Source organism: Kitasatospora sp. NPDC094019, assembly GCF_044764505.1.
In the GTDB taxonomy this organism is placed as follows: domain Bacteria; phylum Actinomycetota; class Actinomycetes; order Streptomycetales; family Streptomycetaceae; genus Kitasatospora.
In genome coordinates this window covers 274,321-291,521 of sequence record NZ_JBIWIF010000002.1, presented here as the reverse complement: position 1 = coordinate 291,521, position 17,201 = coordinate 274,321, and the positions used below count along the sequence as shown (strand labels likewise).

General features: G+C 73.8%; 16 protein-coding genes. 6 read left to right on the top strand and 10 right to left on the bottom strand.

Going from position 1 to position 17,201, the window contains the following annotated elements; genetic code table 11:
• Positions 1-6 precede the first annotated feature (6 nt).
• The 6 genes from ACIQ9P_RS06395 to ACIQ9P_RS06370 form a co-directional block, all read right to left on the bottom strand.
• Complete coding sequence (locus tag ACIQ9P_RS06395) at positions 7-180, bottom strand: DUF6126 family protein (protein WP_402350604.1); 174 nt, start codon at positions 178-180, stop codon at positions 7-9.
• Between the two features lie 44 nt (positions 181-224).
• A complete protein-coding gene (locus tag ACIQ9P_RS06390) occupies positions 225-581 on the bottom strand; it encodes an ArsR/SmtB family transcription factor (protein WP_402350601.1) in 357 nt (118 codons plus the stop codon).
• 433 nt (positions 582-1,014) lie between these two features.
• Complete coding sequence (locus ACIQ9P_RS06385) at positions 1,015-1,479, bottom strand: hypothetical protein (protein WP_402350598.1); 465 nt, start codon at positions 1,477-1,479, stop codon at positions 1,015-1,017.
• 194 nt (positions 1,480-1,673) lie between these two features.
• Positions 1,674-2,501 (bottom strand): nucleotidyltransferase domain-containing protein, encoded by an 828-nt coding sequence (locus ACIQ9P_RS06380; RefSeq protein ID WP_402350595.1) that lies wholly within the window; start codon positions 2,499-2,501, stop codon positions 1,674-1,676.
• 283 nt (positions 2,502-2,784) lie between these two features.
• The gene (locus ACIQ9P_RS06375) at positions 2,785-3,804 is read right to left on the bottom strand and encodes a glycoside hydrolase family 3 N-terminal domain-containing protein (protein WP_402350592.1); all 1,020 of its coding nucleotides are present in this window, start codon (positions 3,802-3,804) and stop codon (positions 2,785-2,787) included.
• A gap of 696 nt (positions 3,805-4,500) precedes the next feature.
• On the bottom strand, positions 4,501-6,180 hold the full coding sequence (locus ACIQ9P_RS06370) for an aminotransferase class I/II-fold pyridoxal phosphate-dependent enzyme (protein ID WP_402350589.1): 1,680 nt from the start codon (positions 6,178-6,180) through the stop codon (positions 4,501-4,503).
• On the opposite strand from ACIQ9P_RS06370, the gene ACIQ9P_RS06365 reads away from it, so the two are divergent.
• The gene (locus ACIQ9P_RS06365; protein ID WP_402350586.1) at positions 6,179-7,057 is read left to right on the top strand and encodes a methyltransferase domain-containing protein; all 879 of its coding nucleotides are present in this window, start codon (positions 6,179-6,181) and stop codon (positions 7,055-7,057) included. The genes ACIQ9P_RS06370 and ACIQ9P_RS06365 overlap by 2 nt on opposite strands.
• A gap of 25 nt (positions 7,058-7,082) precedes the next feature.
• On the opposite strand, the gene ACIQ9P_RS06360 is transcribed toward ACIQ9P_RS06365, so the two are convergent.
• Positions 7,083-7,589: a MarR family winged helix-turn-helix transcriptional regulator gene (locus ACIQ9P_RS06360; RefSeq protein WP_402350583.1), complete on the bottom strand. Its 507-nt coding sequence runs from the start codon at positions 7,587-7,589 to the stop codon at positions 7,083-7,085.
• A 125-nt stretch (positions 7,590-7,714) separates the two neighbouring features.
• On the opposite strand from ACIQ9P_RS06360, the gene ACIQ9P_RS06355 reads away from it, so the two are divergent.
• The 3 genes from ACIQ9P_RS06355 (at position 7,715) to ACIQ9P_RS06345 (ending at position 11,190) form a co-directional block, all read left to right on the top strand.
• On the top strand, positions 7,715-8,638 hold the full coding sequence (locus ACIQ9P_RS06355) for an EamA family transporter (protein WP_402350581.1): 924 nt from the start codon (positions 7,715-7,717) through the stop codon (positions 8,636-8,638).
• A 59-nt stretch (positions 8,639-8,697) separates the two neighbouring features.
• Positions 8,698-9,336, top strand: coding sequence for an NAD(P)-dependent oxidoreductase (locus tag ACIQ9P_RS06350; protein WP_402350578.1), 639 nt, complete (start codon positions 8,698-8,700; stop codon positions 9,334-9,336).
• A 234-nt stretch (positions 9,337-9,570) separates the two neighbouring features.
• Entirely contained in the window at positions 9,571-11,190 is a 1,620-nt protein-coding gene (locus ACIQ9P_RS06345) for an alpha/beta hydrolase (RefSeq protein ID WP_402350575.1), read from the top strand.
• A gap of 155 nt (positions 11,191-11,345) precedes the next feature.
• Here ACIQ9P_RS06345 and ACIQ9P_RS06340 read toward each other — a convergent pair whose 3' ends face one another.
• The 3 genes from ACIQ9P_RS06340 to fusA form a co-directional block, all read right to left on the bottom strand.
• Positions 11,346-11,711, bottom strand: coding sequence for a hypothetical protein (locus tag ACIQ9P_RS06340; protein ID WP_402350572.1), 366 nt, complete (start codon positions 11,709-11,711; stop codon positions 11,346-11,348).
• Between the two features lie 148 nt (positions 11,712-11,859).
• Entirely contained in the window at positions 11,860-12,762 is a 903-nt protein-coding gene (locus tag ACIQ9P_RS06335; RefSeq protein ID WP_402350569.1) for a neutral zinc metallopeptidase, read from the bottom strand.
• 311 nt (positions 12,763-13,073) lie between these two features.
• Positions 13,074-15,242 (bottom strand): elongation factor G, encoded by a 2,169-nt coding sequence (gene fusA, locus ACIQ9P_RS06330; RefSeq protein WP_402350566.1) that lies wholly within the window; start codon positions 15,240-15,242, stop codon positions 13,074-13,076.
• A 670-nt stretch (positions 15,243-15,912) separates the two neighbouring features.
• On the opposite strand from fusA, the gene ACIQ9P_RS06325 reads away from it, so the two are divergent.
• Together ACIQ9P_RS06325 and ACIQ9P_RS06320 are read left to right on the top strand one after the other, a co-directional pair.
• Positions 15,913-16,698: a GNAT family N-acetyltransferase gene (locus ACIQ9P_RS06325; protein WP_402350563.1), complete on the top strand. Its 786-nt coding sequence runs from the start codon at positions 15,913-15,915 to the stop codon at positions 16,696-16,698.
• Between the two features lie 136 nt (positions 16,699-16,834).
• Positions 16,835-17,146 carry a hypothetical protein gene (locus tag ACIQ9P_RS06320; protein WP_402350560.1) on the top strand — a complete coding sequence of 104 codons (312 nt, stop codon included), beginning with the start codon at positions 16,835-16,837 and terminating at the stop codon, positions 17,144-17,146.
• Positions 17,147-17,201 lie beyond the last annotated feature (55 nt).

The window sequence follows — 17,201 nt, the reverse complement described above, 5'->3', positions numbered from 1 at the left end:
TCCAGGTCACTTCCGGTCGCCGAGGGCGAAGAGCAGCAGGACGAAGCCGGCGAACAGGTGCGTGGCGAAGATGTAGATGCCCGCCCGGATCAGCATCGCCCGACGCCGCGCCTTCTCCTCCAGCGTCGCCCGCTCCCCCGGCACCGGGGCCCGGGAGGGGGACGGGGCCGTCGGGCTCACCGGGCCCACGGTCCCGTCGGGGCCGCTCGTGGTCCCGTCCGGGCTCATCGGTGGCCCGCCGGGGCCACCGGGGCCACGGGCGCGCGCAGTTCGCCGAGCAGCGCGTCCTGGTCGGCGATCAGCTCGGTCAGGATCCGTCGGGCGGCCCGCAGCAACTCGGCGACGTCCGGTGTGCCGAGGGCGTAGACGACGGTGTTGCCCTCACGGGTCGCGGTGACCAGCTGGGTCCGGCGCAGGACGGAGAGCTGCTGGGAGAGGTTGGAGGGCTCGATCCGGATCTCGGCCAGCAGCTCGCGCACCGGTCGTGGTCCGTCCTGGAGCAGTTCCAGGACACGGATGCGGACCGGGTGTCCGAGCGTGCGGAAGAACTCCGCCTTCGCCTGGTAGAGCGGAACCGGCATCGTCCGTTCTCTCCTGCGGATCGGGGAAGGGGCCGTTCGCCGCCTGGCGGCGTGAAGCATCATCCTTGCGGATGAAGATTTCTTCAAGTCGTCATCACCGAATCGGGAGAACAGCGTCGCCGACCGGCACTCGGCCGGACACCGCGAGGAACGGCGGTGGAGCAGCCGGTCGGCGACCGGCAACCGATCCGACGCGGTCGGACGGCCGGGGCACGGACGCACAACGTACGGCGCACGACACACGGCGCATGACACACAGCGCATGACACACGGCGCACGGCGCACGGCGCACGGCGCACGGAAGCAAAGCGGAGGGAAGGAAGAAGGAAGGAGGGAGCGGGCGGCCGGACGGCGAGGGGAAAGCGGTCGGACGACAGTGCGGGCCCGGGATCCCCGGACCCCGGGCCCGCACCGCCCTACCGGGCGCGCGTCATCAACACGGCACCGCGACGTCGACGGTCACCGGAACGGGACCCCACGGGTAGGCGGCGGCACTGAAGCTGCCGTGCACGATGGAGCCGCACGGAACGGTGCCACCGACGCCGCGCACCTGCACGGTGCTGGCGGTGAAGCGGGTGTAGCCGCTGATCGAGCCGAGCGACGCGCCGCCGACAACCTGGCCGGACAGGCCGGTGATCAGCTCGACGGTCTGCGGCCACGGGGTGCCGGGGCTCGGCGGGCCGGCCAGGCTGATCTGCCCGTACAGCTGGACGCTGTCGCCGGTGATCTCGGCGCACACCCGGGTCGACAGGCCGGCCTGCAGGCCGGAGGCGCCGCAGGTGGTGGTGGTGCCGATGATGCCCGTGGTGCTGGCCTGGGCAGCGCTCGCCTCGGCCGGCACGGCCAGCAGGGCCGCCGCGCCGACGATCCCGGCCGCGGTCAGGGTGAGTCGGTTCATCCGCATGTCCGCTCCTCCTCTTCTCTCTTTGATTGCAAGGAATCAGCTGGCCACATGTGACATTTCACATGTGGCATGTCGTAAGACTTTCATGCGATTCCAATGCAGAAAAGGACCAAGATCCGAACACCCGATGATCAGACTGGAAACTGGCCTTCAATGGCGTGATGTTCCGCCCTCGCTGGCTTGAATCACTACTCACCCAGCGGCAATCGGCCAACACTCAGCCGCTGGGCACTCTCGATCGCCATGTCCATGAATGCGAGAGCGTCGGCCCGCCGGATGAACGGGTTCGGATAGAGGGAACGGCGCCGCCCGCCGTCCCGGACCCGCAGGCACTCGTCGACGATCCGGTGCCACCGCTCGTCGAACACCGCCCGGGCGTACTCACCGGCCCCCCTCTTCGAGGCGATCCGCCCGGTGGCCAGCGTGTAGTGCGCGCGGCTCACCCCGAGCACACCGTGGGCCGGGCCGGCGCCTCCCAGAAGGGCCAGCCCCGACCGCGAGGCCAGCCGCGAGGAGCGGCGACGCCACGGACGCCAGTGCTCCTCCAGGCTCCCCGCAGTCCACACCGCCAGCTCCCCCGGCCCGGTGTCGATCATCAACTCCTGGGCCCGCGGACCACAGAGCGTGACGCCGTGGCGGGCCAGCGTGTGCCAGAGCACCGGGGTGCGGTCGGTTCTGACCCGGTGCCGGACCGTCCCCCCGAACACCTGCGGCCCCGGCGCCGCCTGCGCGGGCGGGCCCGCGAGCTCGTGCCAGGTCAGATACGGGCCGTCGAACGCGGGGCGCGGATAGCGGGCCGCCAGCCGGGCGTGGGCGCGCTCCAGCCCCGCGAGCTGCGCCGCCGTCACCGGATCGGCGGACACGGCCACGAAGTCGATGTCGCTCCGCGACGGGTGGAAGTCCCCCAGGGCGGTGGAACCGACCACGTAGAGGCCCTCGACCAGCCCGGGTGCAGCGGCGTCGACCAGGGTCAGGTAGGCGTCGGCGATCTCGTGTACGAGAGGGTGCACAGTCACGGCCGCAAGCCTGCCACCCGGATGACCCTCCGTGTCCGCTCGTTTCCGCTAAGGATCGGCGCGTGTTGGTCAGCCGTGCACCCTCTTCGCGCCACCCTCACCCCCTTTCGCGCCACCCCCTCGCCACCCTCGCCACCCGCGCCACCCCGGGCGGGGGCGGGCGGACAGCGACGGACGGGGGCGGACGGACACCCGGCGGGCGCCGGTGAGCGGGTGCCGGACGGCAGGTACCGGTGAGCGGGTGCCGGACGGCGGGTGAGGGGCGGGGCTCCGGGCTCAGACCTCAGGGGCGGCCGAGGGAGGCACGGAGGGTGTCCACCCGGCCGACCGCACCGCTGAACTCCGCGGCGTCCAGACGACCGCTGTCGAGAGCGACCGCGAGGGCCTCGGCGGCGGCGTCGCCCTGCTGGATGTCGCGGGCGGAGCAGAGCAGGAGGTCCATGCCCGCCCCGGCCGCGGCGACGGCACGGTCCCCGGTGTCACCGAAAGCGGTGAGAGCACCGGCCTCCAGGGCGTCGGTGACGGTCACCCCGCGGAACCCGAGGCGCCGGCGCAGCTCACCCTGGACGACCGCGCTCGACAGTCCGGCCGGACGGTCCGCGTCGAGAGCCGGGTAGACCGCCCAGGAGGCCATCACCAGCCGGACCCCGCCGGCGATGGCGGCACGGTAGGGTTCCTCGCCCCGCGCCCGGAGTTCGGCCAGCGGAACCGGCAGGACGACCGGCCGCTCGTCGGTGTTCTCCCCACGGGCCGCGGCGCCGAGGCCGGGGAAGTGCTTGGCGGTGGCGGCCACCCCCGACCGCTGCTGGGCGGTGAGGAACGCCGTGCCCAACTCGGCCACCAGGTCCGGCTTCCCCCCGTACGACCGCCCGAACTGGTCGATGAAGTTGTCCGGCGTGTCGAAGACGTCGAGCACCGGCGCGAGGTTGACGTTCAGGCCCGCCCCGGCCAGGGTGCCGGCCGCTCCCGCGCCCGCCCGGGCGGCCTCCCCGACCGGATCCGCGGCGGCCCGGGCCTCACCGGCCGGGCCGACCGGGGCTCCGGGCAGTCGGCGGACCTTCCCTCCCTCCTGGTCGGTCATCAGCAACAGCGGGGCACCGGACGGGGACTCCTTCGCTGCGGCCTTCAACAGCACTACCGCCGCGCCGAGTTGCTCGGGCGACGGGGCGTTCTCCTTGAACAGGATGACGCCCGCGGCGCGCCCCGCCCGGATGGTGTCGAGCAGCTCGGGCGGAGGGGTGTCGCCCGGGTAGGAGTAGACGATCCGACGGCCGGCGAGCCGGAGCGACGCGGTGGTGGGCACGGTCGCGGTCCTCTCGGTGGGAGTCTCGGTCCCCGGGTTGGTACCGGCCGGGCCGATGCCGGTAGCGGTACCGCTGATGGTGCCTGTACCTGTACCTGTGCCCGTGCCCGGGTCGGCCGAGTCGGTTTCCTGGCCCACCGACGTCGGCCGGTCGGGCGGCGCCGGTGCGGCCAGGGGACCGACCGGGCCGAGCGCGGCCGCCGGGCCCACCGCCGCCAGCAGCAGGGCCAGGAGCGCGAAGCGGAGCGGCCGACGGACCGGTCGACGGGTCCGTCGCGGTGGGCGCGGTGGGCGGGGCGTGGGGCGTCCACGGTCGGGTGTCGACATCCGGCCTCCCTCGGTCGATCGGGTCCGGGCCGGTCGGGCGAACCGGTCCCGCGGTGCGCCGGTGGCGCAGGACGTCCGGGGTTCGCCGACCGCCCGGGCCATCGGTCCGGGACGACGACGAACCGGGCCGGCGACCCGGTCGGGACACCTGTCCCGGACCGCCAGGATGCGGGATCCGTGCGCGGGAGTCGACGGTTCGACGGCGGACACGCCGCCGGTGCGCCGGGCGCCGTGCTGCGGTGCCGTGCCGCCACGGCGCCGTGCCGACGGCCGTGGCGACAGCCGTGGCGGGACACGGTGAAGCACGACTGCCGGACGAACCCTCTCCCTTGTCCCACGTGCCGGCGCGGACGAGTGACAGCAGCAGCCTCACCCCGGGAGCGGTGGTCCCGCCTCCCGGAGCAGCCGTCCGAGGACGGCGATGCCCTCCTCGATCTCGCCCGGTGCACCGGCCGCGTATCCGAGGACCAGCCCCGGCGGGTGCGGCAGCCGGGCGTGCCAGGACAGCGGGTGCAGCTTCACTCCGTGGGCCAGCGCCGCCGCCGCGAGCTCGGTGTCGGTACAGGGCAGGCCGCCCGGGAAGGTGAGCATGAGGTGCAGCCCGGCCGCCGCACCGTGGACCTCGGCACCGGGCAGATGGGCCGCGACAGCGGCGGTCGTCGCGTCACGTCGGCGCCGGTGACGGGTGCGCTGCAAGCGGAGGTGGCGCTCCAGCGCGCCCGATTCCATCAGATGGGCGAGGACCAGCTGCGGGAGCGCGGCGTTGCCGAGGTCGCTGAGCCGCTTGGCGTCGACCAGGGCGTCCCGGTAGCGGGTGGGGGCGAGCACCCAGCCGGTGCGCAGCGCGGGAGCGAGCAGCTTGGAGACGCTGCCCAGGTAGAGGACCTGCTCGGGGAGGGCGCCGCGCAGCGCCGGCACGGGCGGGCGGTCGTAGCGGTGCTCGGCGTCGTAGTCGTCCTCGATCACGAGCCCACCGTCGGCCGCCCACTGGAGCAGCTCCCGCCGGCGGGCACCACCGAGCACCACGCCGGTCGGGAACTGGTGCGCGGGCGTCATCAGTACGGCGCGGGCGCCGACGGCACGCAACGCGTCGACCCGGATTCCCTCGGCGTCGACGGGGACGGGCGGGGTCGCGGTGATCCGGTGGCCGAGGTGCTGCCGGGTGCCGAGGGAGCCCGGATCCTCGACGGCGACCACGTCGAGACCGTCCGCCCGGAGCACCTCGCCGACGAGGGCGAGCGCCTGGGCCGCCCCGGCCACGACGAGGATCTCCGCGGGGTCGGCGCGGATGCCGCGGTTGCGGGCCAGCCAGTCCGCGACGGCACGGCGCAGGGCGGGTGTGCCGCGCGGGTCGCCGTAGCCGAAGTCCGGTGCGGCGAGGTCGCGCAGGACGGCGCGTTCGGCGCGCAGCCAGGCGGCGCGGGGGAAGGCGGCGAGGTCGGGGACGCCGGGTGTGAGGTCGATCCGGGCGGGGGCGGTGCGCAGGGAGTCGAAGACGGTCGTGGCGGGTTCGCCGTCGAACGGCGAGGCGGGCGCGGGACCGGTGACGCCGACGGCTCCGGGGCGGGCGGCCCCCGGGCGGGCGCCCCTCGGGTGAATGGGCTCCGGGTGTACGGGCTCCGGGTGTACGGGCTCAGGACGGGCGGGCTCAGGACGGGCGGCCGTCAGTGGGGCCCGAAGGGACGGCGGGGTCTGCGCGGTCGGCGGCGCGGCCCCCGGGGCGAACTGGTCGACCACGACGGTGCCGCCCCGGCCCAGGCCCGCGATCCGCCCCTCCTCGGCCAGCCGCCGGTAGGCGTCGGTCACCACACCGCGGGAGACCCGCAGGTCGGTGGCGAGCACCCGGGTGGCGGGCAGTCGGCTGCCGACAGGGAGGCGGCCGTCACCGATCGCGTCGCGGAGCTGCCGCGCCAGCCAGTCGGCGAGCCCACCGGCGGGCGCCTGCCCGGGGTCGAGCTGGAGGAAGTCCGAACCCGCCGTTCTGGACCTGTCGATCGAATGATCATTGGACCTGTGCACCGGTCCATTGTGCCGAGAGGGTGAAGGCATGACGACCACCACAGCCTCCGCCGCCACCTCCACCACCCCCTCCGCCGTCGCCGCCCCTTCACCGTCCGACCCGGGCCCCTACGTGCACGGCTACTCCCCCACCGAGGCCCGCCGCTTGGGTGACCAGGCCGACGTCCTCGCCGGACTGCTGCACGCCGGCACGGCGTACCCGGCGGGCAGCCGGGTCCTGGAGGCCGGCTGCGGGGTCGGCGCCCAGACGGTGCACCTGCTGGAGTCCAGCCCGGGACTGCTGCTGACGGCCGCCGACGTCTCCGCCGACTCGCTGGCCCGGGCCCGGGCCCGGGTCGCGGAGCAGTTGCCGGAGGCCCAGGTCACCTGGCACCACGGTGATCTGCACCGGCTGCCCTTCCCCGACGGAGCGTTCGACCACCTCTTCGTCTGCTTCGTGCTGGAACACCTCGCCGACCCGGCGGCAGCACTGACCGCCCTGCGCCGGGTCCTGCGCCCCGGCGGCACCGTCACGGTGATCGAGGGCGACCACGGCTCGGCGTTCTTCCACCCCCGCGGCGAGGCCGCGCAGCGGGTCGTCGGCCACCTGGTCCGACTCCAGGCGGACGGCGGCGGGGACGGCCTGCTAGGGCGCCGGCTGTACCCGTTGCTCGCCGAGGCCGGGTTCCGGGACATCTCCGTCGCCCCGCGCACGATGTACGCGGACGGCGCCAGGCCCGACCTGGCCGAGGCGTTCACCCGGCGCACCTTCGTCGCGATGGTCGAGGCGGTCCGCGCCGACGCCCTCGCGGCCGGCCTGGACACGGCCGAGGAGTTCGACCGCGGTGTCACCGAGCTGCGCCGCACGGCCGAGCCGGACGGGTCGTTCCACTACACGTTCTTCAAGGCGGTGGCGGTCAACCCGTGACCGGTCGTCGACGGTGGGGCGCCGGTCACTCCGGATCGTCCCCGAGGGTGCCGAGGAGGGTGCGCAGCGCCGCGACGAAGTCGGCGGTCCTCGCCCCGTCGAGGTCGCCCAGGATGCGGCGCTCGGTCGCCAGGTGGTCCGGCAGGGCACGGTCGATCAGGGCGTAGCCCTCCTCGGTGAGCTCGACCTCGCGGCTCCGGCCGTCGGAACCGCTGGGGGTGCGGGTGACCAGGCCCCGCGCCTCCAGCCGGTCGAGGCGCTGGCTGATCGCCCCGGAGGTGACCATCGCGGACTGCATCAGCAGAGTCGGCGTCAGCCGGTACGGCGGGCCGCTGCGGCGCAGGGTGGCGAGCACGTCGAAGGAGGCGAAGTCGAGGTCGTGCCGGGCGAAGGTCTCCTTCAGCTCGGCGTCGACCAGTCGGGACAGCCGCTTGAGGCGGCCGATCACCTCCATCGGCGAGACATCCAGGTCGGGGCGCTCGGCGCCCCACTGCTGCACGATCCGGTCCACATGATCCACGCGCTCTGCCATGCCCTCAGCCTAAACGATGCCTTAGCGGTGAGATACCTCACAGCACCCACCCTTCGAACAAGCCTTGCCGAGATGCCTTAGCACTGAGATATATTGGCTTAGTGCTAAGGAATCGACTCGCCATCGTGCTACTGACCGCCCTCGCCCCCGCCATCTGGGGCTCCACCTACCTCGTCACCACCGAACTCCTCCCGCCGGGGCGCCCGCTGCTCGCCGGTGTGCTCCGCGCCCTGCCCGCCGGACTGCTGCTGATCGCCCTCACCCGCCGCCTGCCGACCGGCAGTTGGTGGTGGCGCTCGCTCGTCCTCGGCGCCCTGAACATCGGTGCCTTCTTCGCCCTCCTCTTCGTCGCCGCGTACCGACTGCCCGGCGGGGTCGCCGCCACGGTCGGCGCCGTGCAGCCGCTGATCGCCGCCGGCCTCTCGTCCGCCCTGCTGGGCGACCGACTCTCTCCCCGCATCCTCTTCTCCGGCATCGCCGGGGTGGCCGGCGTCAGCCTGCTGGTCCTGCGTGCCGGCGCCCAGTTGGACACCCTCGGCCTCGTGGCCGCACTGGGCGGCGCGGTGGTCATGGCGACCGGCGTCGTCCTCTCCAAGCGCTGGACGTCACCGGCGTCACTGCTCGCCACCACCGGATGGCAGCTCACCGCCGGCGGCCTGCTGCTGCTCCCGGTCGCCCTCCTGGTCGAGGGGCCGCCCCCTTCCCACCTCACCGGCGCCAACCTGCTCGGCTACGGCTACCTGAGCCTCATCGGCGCGGCCGTCGCCTACGCGCTCTGGTTCCGCGGCATCCGCGCCCTGCCGCCGACCTCCGTCACCTTCCTCGGTCTGCTCAGCCCCGTGGTCGCCACCGCCCTCGGCTGGCTCGCCCTCGGCCAGGACCTCTCGCCGGTCCAGGCCCTCGGCGCGCTGATCGTGCTCGGCTCCCTCGTCGCCGCCCAGACCCAGCACCCGCGCACCCCGTCGACGCGGACGCCCGGACGCCCCGCCGACGTACCCTCCGACGAGAGCGGTCGGCCCGTCAGCAGCCGTACGCACCAGTCCGCCTGACCGGGCACTCGCTCACATCCCTTCCCCCTCCCTTCCTCGTCGCACCAAGGAGAACCACCGTGAACATCACCGTTTTCGGCGCCACCGGCAACGTCGGCAGCCGGGTCGTGGCCGAGGCCCTCTCCCGCGGCCACCACGTCACCGCCGTACTGCGCGACCCGCACCGCCCGCACGCGTTCCCCGCCACCGTCCGGGTCGCCACCGGTGACGCCCGCGACCCCGAGGACGTCCGCCGCCTCGCCGCCGGCCAGGACCTCCTGATCACGGCCACTCGCCCGGCCCCCGGGCGGGAGGACGAACTGGCCGTCGCCACCAAGGGTCTGCTCTCCGGACTGGCCGGCACCGGCGTCCGACTGCTGGTCGTCGGCGGCGCCGGAAGCCTCACCCTGCCCGACGGCTCCGGCGTCACCCTCGCCGACTCCCCGGACTTCCCCGCCGCTCTGCTGCCCATCGCCAACGCCTGCGGCGAGCAGCTCTCCCTCTACCTCGCCGAGACCGAGGTCGACTGGACCTACCTCAGCCCCTCCGCCCTCCTCGCGCCGGGCGAGCGCACCGGACACTTCCGGCTCGGCCGCGACGAACTTCTCGTCGACGCCGACGGCGCCTCGACCATCTCCATGGAGGACCTCGCCGTCGCCCTCCTCGACGAGGCCGAGCGGCCCGCCCACCGCCGCACCCGCTTCACCGCCGGCTACTGAGTGCCGCCCACCGGCATGCCTCCCCCCACCCTCTCCGCCCGAAACACCCCATCGCCGACACGATGGGGTGTTTCGGGCGGAGAGGAGTGACGACACGTCAATTACGTGATGGGGAGGTACTTCCATGGAGTGCGGGGCTGTACCGGGACACCCTGTCGAGGTGGTGCAGGCACCACCGGAAAGACGGGTGCCCGCCTGATCGACCACGATCGATCCAACCGTCAGGATCGTGCCATGACCACAGGAGACCTGACCCGTACCGCCAACACCTCCACCACCGAAGCCCCCTGCAGCGAGATCTCCACCGACCGCACCCGCCGCACCCGCCGAGGCACGCTCGGCCGGCGCACCGCCGCACTGCTCGCCCTCCTCACCGTCGCCTCCGCGACCGGCACCACCGGTGCCGTCGCGGCGCCCGCCGGAGCGGTCGGCCCCGCCGTCCCCACCCGCTACGCCCACCAGCAACTCACCTGGCAGACCTGCGCGGAGGAGGCCACCCTGGAGTGCGCCACCATGACCGCGCCGAGGGACTGGCACCACCCGGGCCGCGGCCCGGACATCACCGTCGCGGTCTCCCGGCACCGCGCGACCGATCCGGCCCGGCGGATCGGCACCCTGATCACGGCCGCGGGCGGCCCCGGCGGCCAGGGGCTGCTCCGCCCGGCGGACCACGTGCGCAACGCGCCCGCCCTCGGCGCCTCCTACGACATCATCGGTTTCGACCAGCGCGGCGTCGGCCACAGCACCCGGGCCGTCTGCCAGACCCCCGAGGAGTTCCGCTCCTTCTTCTCCGGGGACTTCCGCGACGACACGCCGGCCGACCGCGCCCGCGTGATCGCCAACTCGACCGCCCTCGCCGCCGGCTGCGAGCAGCGCAGCGGCGGCCTGCTGCCCTTCCTCACCACCGAGCAGACGGCGCGGGACATCGACCTGCTGCGCGCCCTCCTCGGCGAGCGCCGGATCAGCTACTACGGACCGTCCTACGCCACGATGATCGGCGCCTACTACGCGACACTCTTCCCGCACCGGATCGAACGGATGGTGCTGGACAGCAACATCGGTTTCGACGGCACCTGGGAGCGGTTCCAGCTGGGCCAGCCGATGAGCTTCCAGCGGCGCTTCGACGAGGACTTCCTGCCGTGGCTCGCCGCCCGCGACGCCACCTACCACTACGGCACCACCCCCGCCGAGGTGAAGGCCCGCTGGGAAGCCCGCCGCGCCGCCCTGCACGAGCACCCGATCGTCGACGGCCAACTCACCCTCGGCCCGAACCAGCTGGACAACGGCACCATCCAGGGCATCTACCGCGAGAACAACGGCTTCACCCTGCTGGCCACCGCGCTGACCGCGCTCGACGACTGGCCGGCCGCCGACCCGGCTGCCCGCACCACGGCCCGGCGGGTCTTCGGCGACTACCTCAGCCCGGAGTTCCTGGCCGAGTTCTTCGCCGTCACCTGCGGCGACACCCCCTGGACCCGGGACCTCTCCCTCTGGGCCGACCGGGGCGCCGAGAACACCGCCCGCTGGCCGCTGGTCGGGGCCCGCAGCCTCGCCTTCGCCGCCGTCTGCGCCTCCTGGCCGACCCCCACCGCACCCCGGGTCCGGGTCACCGGCGCGGGCCTGCCCCCCACCCTGATGCTCAACTCGGTGCACGACCCCGCGACGTACTACGAAGCCGCGCTCTCCGCCCACCGGGCCCTGCGTGGCTCCCGCCTGGTGACCGTCACCGGCAACGGCGACCACGGCCAGTACCCCGGCCCCAACACCTGCGTCCGCGAAGCCGTCGAGTCCTACCTCCTGGCCGGCACCGCCCCCGCCGGCGACCTCACCTGTCCCTCCCCCGGGACGTCCTGAAGCGGCCCGGACCGTGGTCGGGCCGGACCACGGAACGGTCCGTCGCCGGGTCTCCCCCCGGAGGACCCGGCGACGGCGCGCACGGCGGACGCGGGCGGCGGCCCGCCGGTTCAGCGGCTCAGCAGATCAAGGGACGAGGGGCTCGGGCAAGCGAATCAGGGGCGGTCCAGGGTGATGGAGTTGATCGGGGTGAGGTCGGCGTAGACACCGGCCTGGGCGGCGATGTCGTAACCGCAGCCGCCGCCGTTGTAGCCGGTGCACAGGTGGGCGTGGGCTCCGCCGGACTGGTTGTTGAGCACCCAGTGCCAGCCGTTCTGGTTGCGGAGGTTGTGGGCGCCGTAGCTGTAGAAGACATCGGTCGGGGGGCGGCTGGTGTCGGAGTCCTGGGGGTAGATGCAGACCGCCCCGTACGGGCACCCGTCCCAGGAGCCGTCGGCCGCCTGGGCGCCGGAGCTCCCCATCGTGGTGACGGCGGCCGCCGCGAGGGCGAGCGCGGCGAAGGTGTGCATGATCTTGCGCATGGTGGTGCTCCCTCAGATGCAGGTCCGGTCCGGATCCGGCCGGTGTTCAGCAGCGTAGGAAGCCACCACCCGCAGCGGTCCCTGACGAATGACAGGGTGGTGCGGAGCCAGGGGCGCGGTGCACGGAGCGCGGTGCACGGGGCGCGGGTCAGCTTGCCGCCGCGAAGGTGTCGCAGCGGGCCGGGTCGCCGAAGCGGTAGCCGGCGGTGAACCACGCCTTGCGCTGGTCCGAGGAGCCATGGGTCCAGGTCTCCGGGTCGATCCGGCCGGTGGACTGCTTCTGGATCCGGTCGTCACCGACGGCAGCGGCCGCGTCCAGGCCCTGGGCGATGTCCTGATCGGTCAGGGTGCGGATCAGCGGCCGTCCGGTGGACGCCTGCGGGGTGGTGGTCGCATGGTGCGCCCACACACCGGCGTAGCAGTCCGCCTGGAGTTCGAGCTTCACCGAGGCACTGTTGGCGCCCTGCCGGTCGCGGCCGACCTTCTGCATGGTGCCGGTCAGGTTCTGGATGTGGTGCCCGTACTCGTGCGCGACGACATATGCCTCGGCGAACGGGCCGCCGGAGGCACCGAAGCGGGTGGCCAGCTCGTCGAAGAAGCCGAGATCGAAGTAGGCCCGCCGGTCGGCCGGGCAGTAGAACGGGCCGACCGCCGAGCTCGCAGCACCGCAGCCGGTGGACACCCGCCCGGTGAAGAGGACCGTCTCGGCGGGACGGTAGGCCACACCGGACCGGGGCAGTTGGCCGCCCCAGTAGTCCTGGAGGCTGTTGGTGACGGCGACGATCCGGCAGTCCTGGCGGTTGTTGGCGTCGGCACCGGTCCGGCAGACCTGTTGCACCTCGCCCGCCGTGGTGCCCCGGCCGGACCCGGCACCCGTGTCTCCCCCGCTGTCGGAGAGCCCGAGGACACTCGGGTCGACACCGAAGAGCACGGCGATCAGGACGGCGATCAGACCGGCCGCACCACCCCCGACGGCGACCTTCCCCCCGGGGATGCGGCGCCGGTCGTCGACCTGCGAGGTGTCGAGGTCGCCCTGATCGTCGAACTGCATGCCTGCCGTCCCTCGTGGTGCCGACGGCGTCCCACGACGCCGCGCGACCGGCCACGGCCGCCCGGCCACGCTAACCGCTCGACCGACCACCGCCGAGGAAGGACGCGCAGGTCAGGGGCGGTTCTCCAGCCCCTCGGGCGGAGCGCCGCCGAACGGACCGTCCCGCCCGGCCGAGCACGCCCCACCGGACCCACCGGACCCACAGAACCCACCGGGCCCACCGGGCTACCGGACCCAGACCAACTGAACCCGCCGGACCCACCGGCGGTACCGCAGGACCCGCGCCGGGGCGGGTCCTGCGGTCGGCCCGCCTACCGGGCGGCGGCCGGAGCCGGGGCGTACCCGGCCGGCCGGGCGGTGAACGTGCCCCGGCCCTGGGTGCGGCTGCGCAGGGCGGTCGCGTAGCCGAACAGCTCGGCCAGCGGCACGACCGCCGTCACCGTCGCCGCAGTACCGCGCGGGTCCGAGCCCTGGACCCGGCCCCGACGGGCGGCGAGGTCACCGAGGACCCCGCCCACCGCCTCCTGAGGCACGGTCACCGCCACCTCGACGACCGGTTCCAGCAGCACCATCCGGCAGAGGCGCAGCGCGTCCCGCAGCGCCGTCCGCCCGGCGGTGCGGAAGGCGAGGTCCGAGGAGTCCTTGGTGTGGGTGGCCCCGTCGGTCAGGGTGACCCGCAGGCCCGTGACCGGGTGGCCGCCCAGCGGGCCCTCGGTGAGTGCGTCCCGGCAGCCCGCCTCGACCGCCTGGACGTACTCCTTCGGCACCCGGCCACCGGTCACGGTGGACGCGAACACGAAGCCCCCTCCCTCCTGCGCGCCGACCGGTCCGTCCAGCGGCGTCACGTCGATCACGACCTGGGCGAACTGGCCGGCGCCGCCGTCCTGCTTGACGTGACGGTGGACATGGCCGGTGACGCCGCGTTCGACCGTCTCCCGGTGGGCGACCTCCGGGCGGCCGACGGTCACCTCCAGGCCGTTGTGGTCGCGGCGGATCTTCTCCACCGCCACCTCCAGGTGCAGCTCGCCCAGACCCGAGAGCACCCGCTGCCCGGTCTCCGGATCGGTGCGGACGACCAGGGACGGGTCCTCCTCCGCGAGCCGGGCCAGCGCGACCGCCAACCGGTCGGTGTCGACCGAGCGCCGCGCCTCGACGGCCACCGTCACCACCGGCTCGGCGGTGACGGGCGGTTCGAGGACCAGCGGCGCGCCGGGCGCGCAGAGCGTGGCTCCCGTGCGGGCGGCCTTGACACCGATCACCGCGACGATGTCCCCGGCGACCGCCGAGTCCGTCTCCGTGTGACTGTCCGCCTGCACCCGCAGGATCCGGGCGATCCGTTCGGTACGGCCGGTCGTGGCGTCGAGCACGGTGTCCCCCTTTCGCAGTGTTCCGGTGTAGAGACGGAGATAGGTCAGACGGCCGGAGGCGGTGACGTTCACCTTGAACACCAGCGCGGTGAGCGGCCCGGCCGGATCGGCGGCCCGCTCCAGCTCGGCGCTCTCGGCATCCTCGGCGCCCACCGAGCCGGCCACTCCCACCGAGCCCGCGGCACCCACGGCGGATCCGCGCACCGCGGGGACGTCCAGCGGCGAGGGCAGGTAGGCCGTGACAGCGGCCAGCAGCGGTTCGACACCGCGGTTGCGGTAGGCCGATCCGCACAGCACGACCACGGCCTCGCCGCTGTGGGTGAGGTCCCGCAGCGCCGCGGTCAGGGTCGCGGTGGAGAGCGCCGTGTGTTCGTAGTACTCCTCGAGCGCGGCCGGATGGAGTCCGGCCACGGCCTCGTCCAGCCGGCGGCGCCGGTGCTCGGCCTCGGACCTCAGCTCCTCCGGTACCGGACCCTCCCGCAGGACGTCCCGTCCGGGACCGTCGTCCCAGGTCAGGGCACGCATCGTCAGCAGGTCGACGACGCCGATGAAGTCGCCCTCCCGCCCGACGGGCAGCTGGACGGCGAGCGGGACCGGGTGCAGCCGTTCCCTGATCGAGGCGACGGCCGCGTCCAGGTCCGCGCCGGCCCGGTCCATCTTGTTGACGAAGGCGATCCGGGGCACGCCGTGCCGGTCGGCCTGGCGCCAGACGCTCTCGCTCTGCGGCTCCACTCCCGCGACGGCGTCGAACACCGCGACCGCTCCGTCCAGCACCCGCAGCGAGCGTTCGACCTCGTCCGCGAAGTCGACGTGCCCGGGGGTGTCGATGAGGTTGATCCGATGACCGTCCCAGAGGCAGCTGACGGCGGCGGCGAAGATGGTGATGCCGCGTTCGCGCTCCTGCGGGTGGCAGTCGGTGACGGTGGTTCCGTCGTGGACCTCGCCGCGCTTGTGGGTCTCGCCGGCCAGGAAGAGGATCCGCTCGGTGACGGTGGTCTTGCCCGCGTCCACGTGGGCCAGGATCCCCAGGTTGCGGACGGTGGTGATGCCGGCCAGGACGGCGGCGGCAGTGTCGGTGACGGCGTTGTGCGTACGGCGGACGTCGGTGCGCATGGCCCGGTGCCTTTCGAGGTGGAGCGAGGTGCTGGGGCAGCGCGATTACGGCGACGACGCGCACGGGAGCCCTGTCGGCCTCCGGTCCACCCCTTCCGGCCCCGGCCCACCCCGGTCCCGACCCCGCCCGGCTCACCCGGCGCGCCAACCCGGTCGGCCCGGTCACACACGGGCACAGCCACGGGACAGCCACGGGCACAGCCGCCGCCGAGCACCCGGACCCACAGGACCCCGGGCACTCGAAGCAGACAGAAGGGCAAGAAGGACAGAGGAACAGGGACGGAAGAGAAGGCAGAAGTGCCGGAAGGCGGCGAACGGCCGAAAGGACGACCCGAGGTCAGCGGTGCGTCGCGCTGGTCCGGTGCCGGCCGCGCAGCGGGCACCGGAGGGACGAGGACACCAGGATCACCTCGAACCGGGACGAGGGGATGACGGCAGCGATGCGGTGTCGCACGACCGGTCCTCCCTCAGCTCATCACGGCGGCACCGCCACCGGAACCACGGCGGTGCGTCTCTGGATGCCGAGTGTAGGGAGCGGACCCCCTCCGGGTCACGCGGTTTTCCCGGTTCCTCGCGGCCTCGCCTTCCACGCACCGACCTTGTGACAGGCGGGTCTTGATCCTGCAACAGCACCGCGTACGCACCGACCGGGCCTCCTAGGCTGCGCCGCATGAGTCTTTCAGCCACCGATGTGGCCGCCGCCGGCGCGGCCTGGGTATGGAAACCGGACGACGCCGAGGTGGTCGAGACCGACGAGTACACGATCCTGCGACTGCCCGAGCACGTCGCGTTCGACCTCTCGGTGGTCTCCTTCACCCCGGCCGGACCCCTCCCCGCCGCCGTCGACGCGGTACTGGACCGCGCCCGCGCCTTCGGGCCGCCGATCCTGGACTGGCAGGTGCTGGTCGGCTCCCCGGCCGGTCTGGCCGCCGAACTCGCGGCCCGGGGCGGACGGGTGAAACTCGGCCTGGAGCTGCTGGCCGCGGACCTGAGCGGGGGCACGCCCGCACTGCGGCCGCCGACGGTGGACGTGTCGCTCCGCTGGGCGACGGACCTCGCGACGGCGCGGGACGCGGCGGCGGTCGAGGTCACCGGGTTCCGCGGCACGCTCCCACCCGAGGAGCGGATCGAAGCGAACGCGGCGAGGGTCGCGAAGGCCCTTCCGGCCGGCGAGGGCGGCGTGGTCGTCGCGTACGTCGACGGCGAACCGGCCGGTTGCGGCGGCGTCTCGATCGTGGAGGGGGTCGCCCGCCTCACCGGCGGGGTGGTCGCACCGCCCTGGCGGGGCCGGGGCGTGTACCGGGCGGTGCTCGCCGCCCGGCTCGACTACGCGGCGGCGCACGGCTCGGCGATGGCCCTGGTCAAGGCCAACAGCACCACGTCCGGCCCGATCCTGCGCCGAGCCGGTTTCACGACCTTCGGCCCGGAGCCCGTCTACGCCGTCCCCCTGCACTGAGCCCACGCACCCGCCGGTACAGCGGCCCCGAACGCGGAACCACCTCGCACCTCCCGCGCGTCGGAGGGCGTGTGCGTACGCACCGGCCGCCCGGCGCGGCCGTGCGGAGTCGGAGGAATCCGGGGAGGCTCTCCAGGTGTTGATCCCACTCGTCCTGCTGATCGCCGGTGTCGGCCTGGTCCTCATGGGCGTCGACAAGCTGAACGCCGCCGAGCCCACCTGCTACGGCCGGCCCATGTCACCCGGCGACGTCTGCCACGTCCAGGTCAAAGGTTCCTTCGGCGACGGCATGCCGGAACCTCACGACACCACCTACCAGGAGCAGTTGGACAGTCTGACCAGCGGTGGCTGGACGGCGGTCGGCGTCGGCGCCGTCCTGCTGGCCCTCGCGGTCGTGATCATGATCTCCTGGTCCGTCACCGCCGCCCGCCAGGACCGGGAGTACTGAGCCCGGGTCGCCCGCCCGCCGCACCGACCCCCGCCGCACCGACCCCCGCACCACC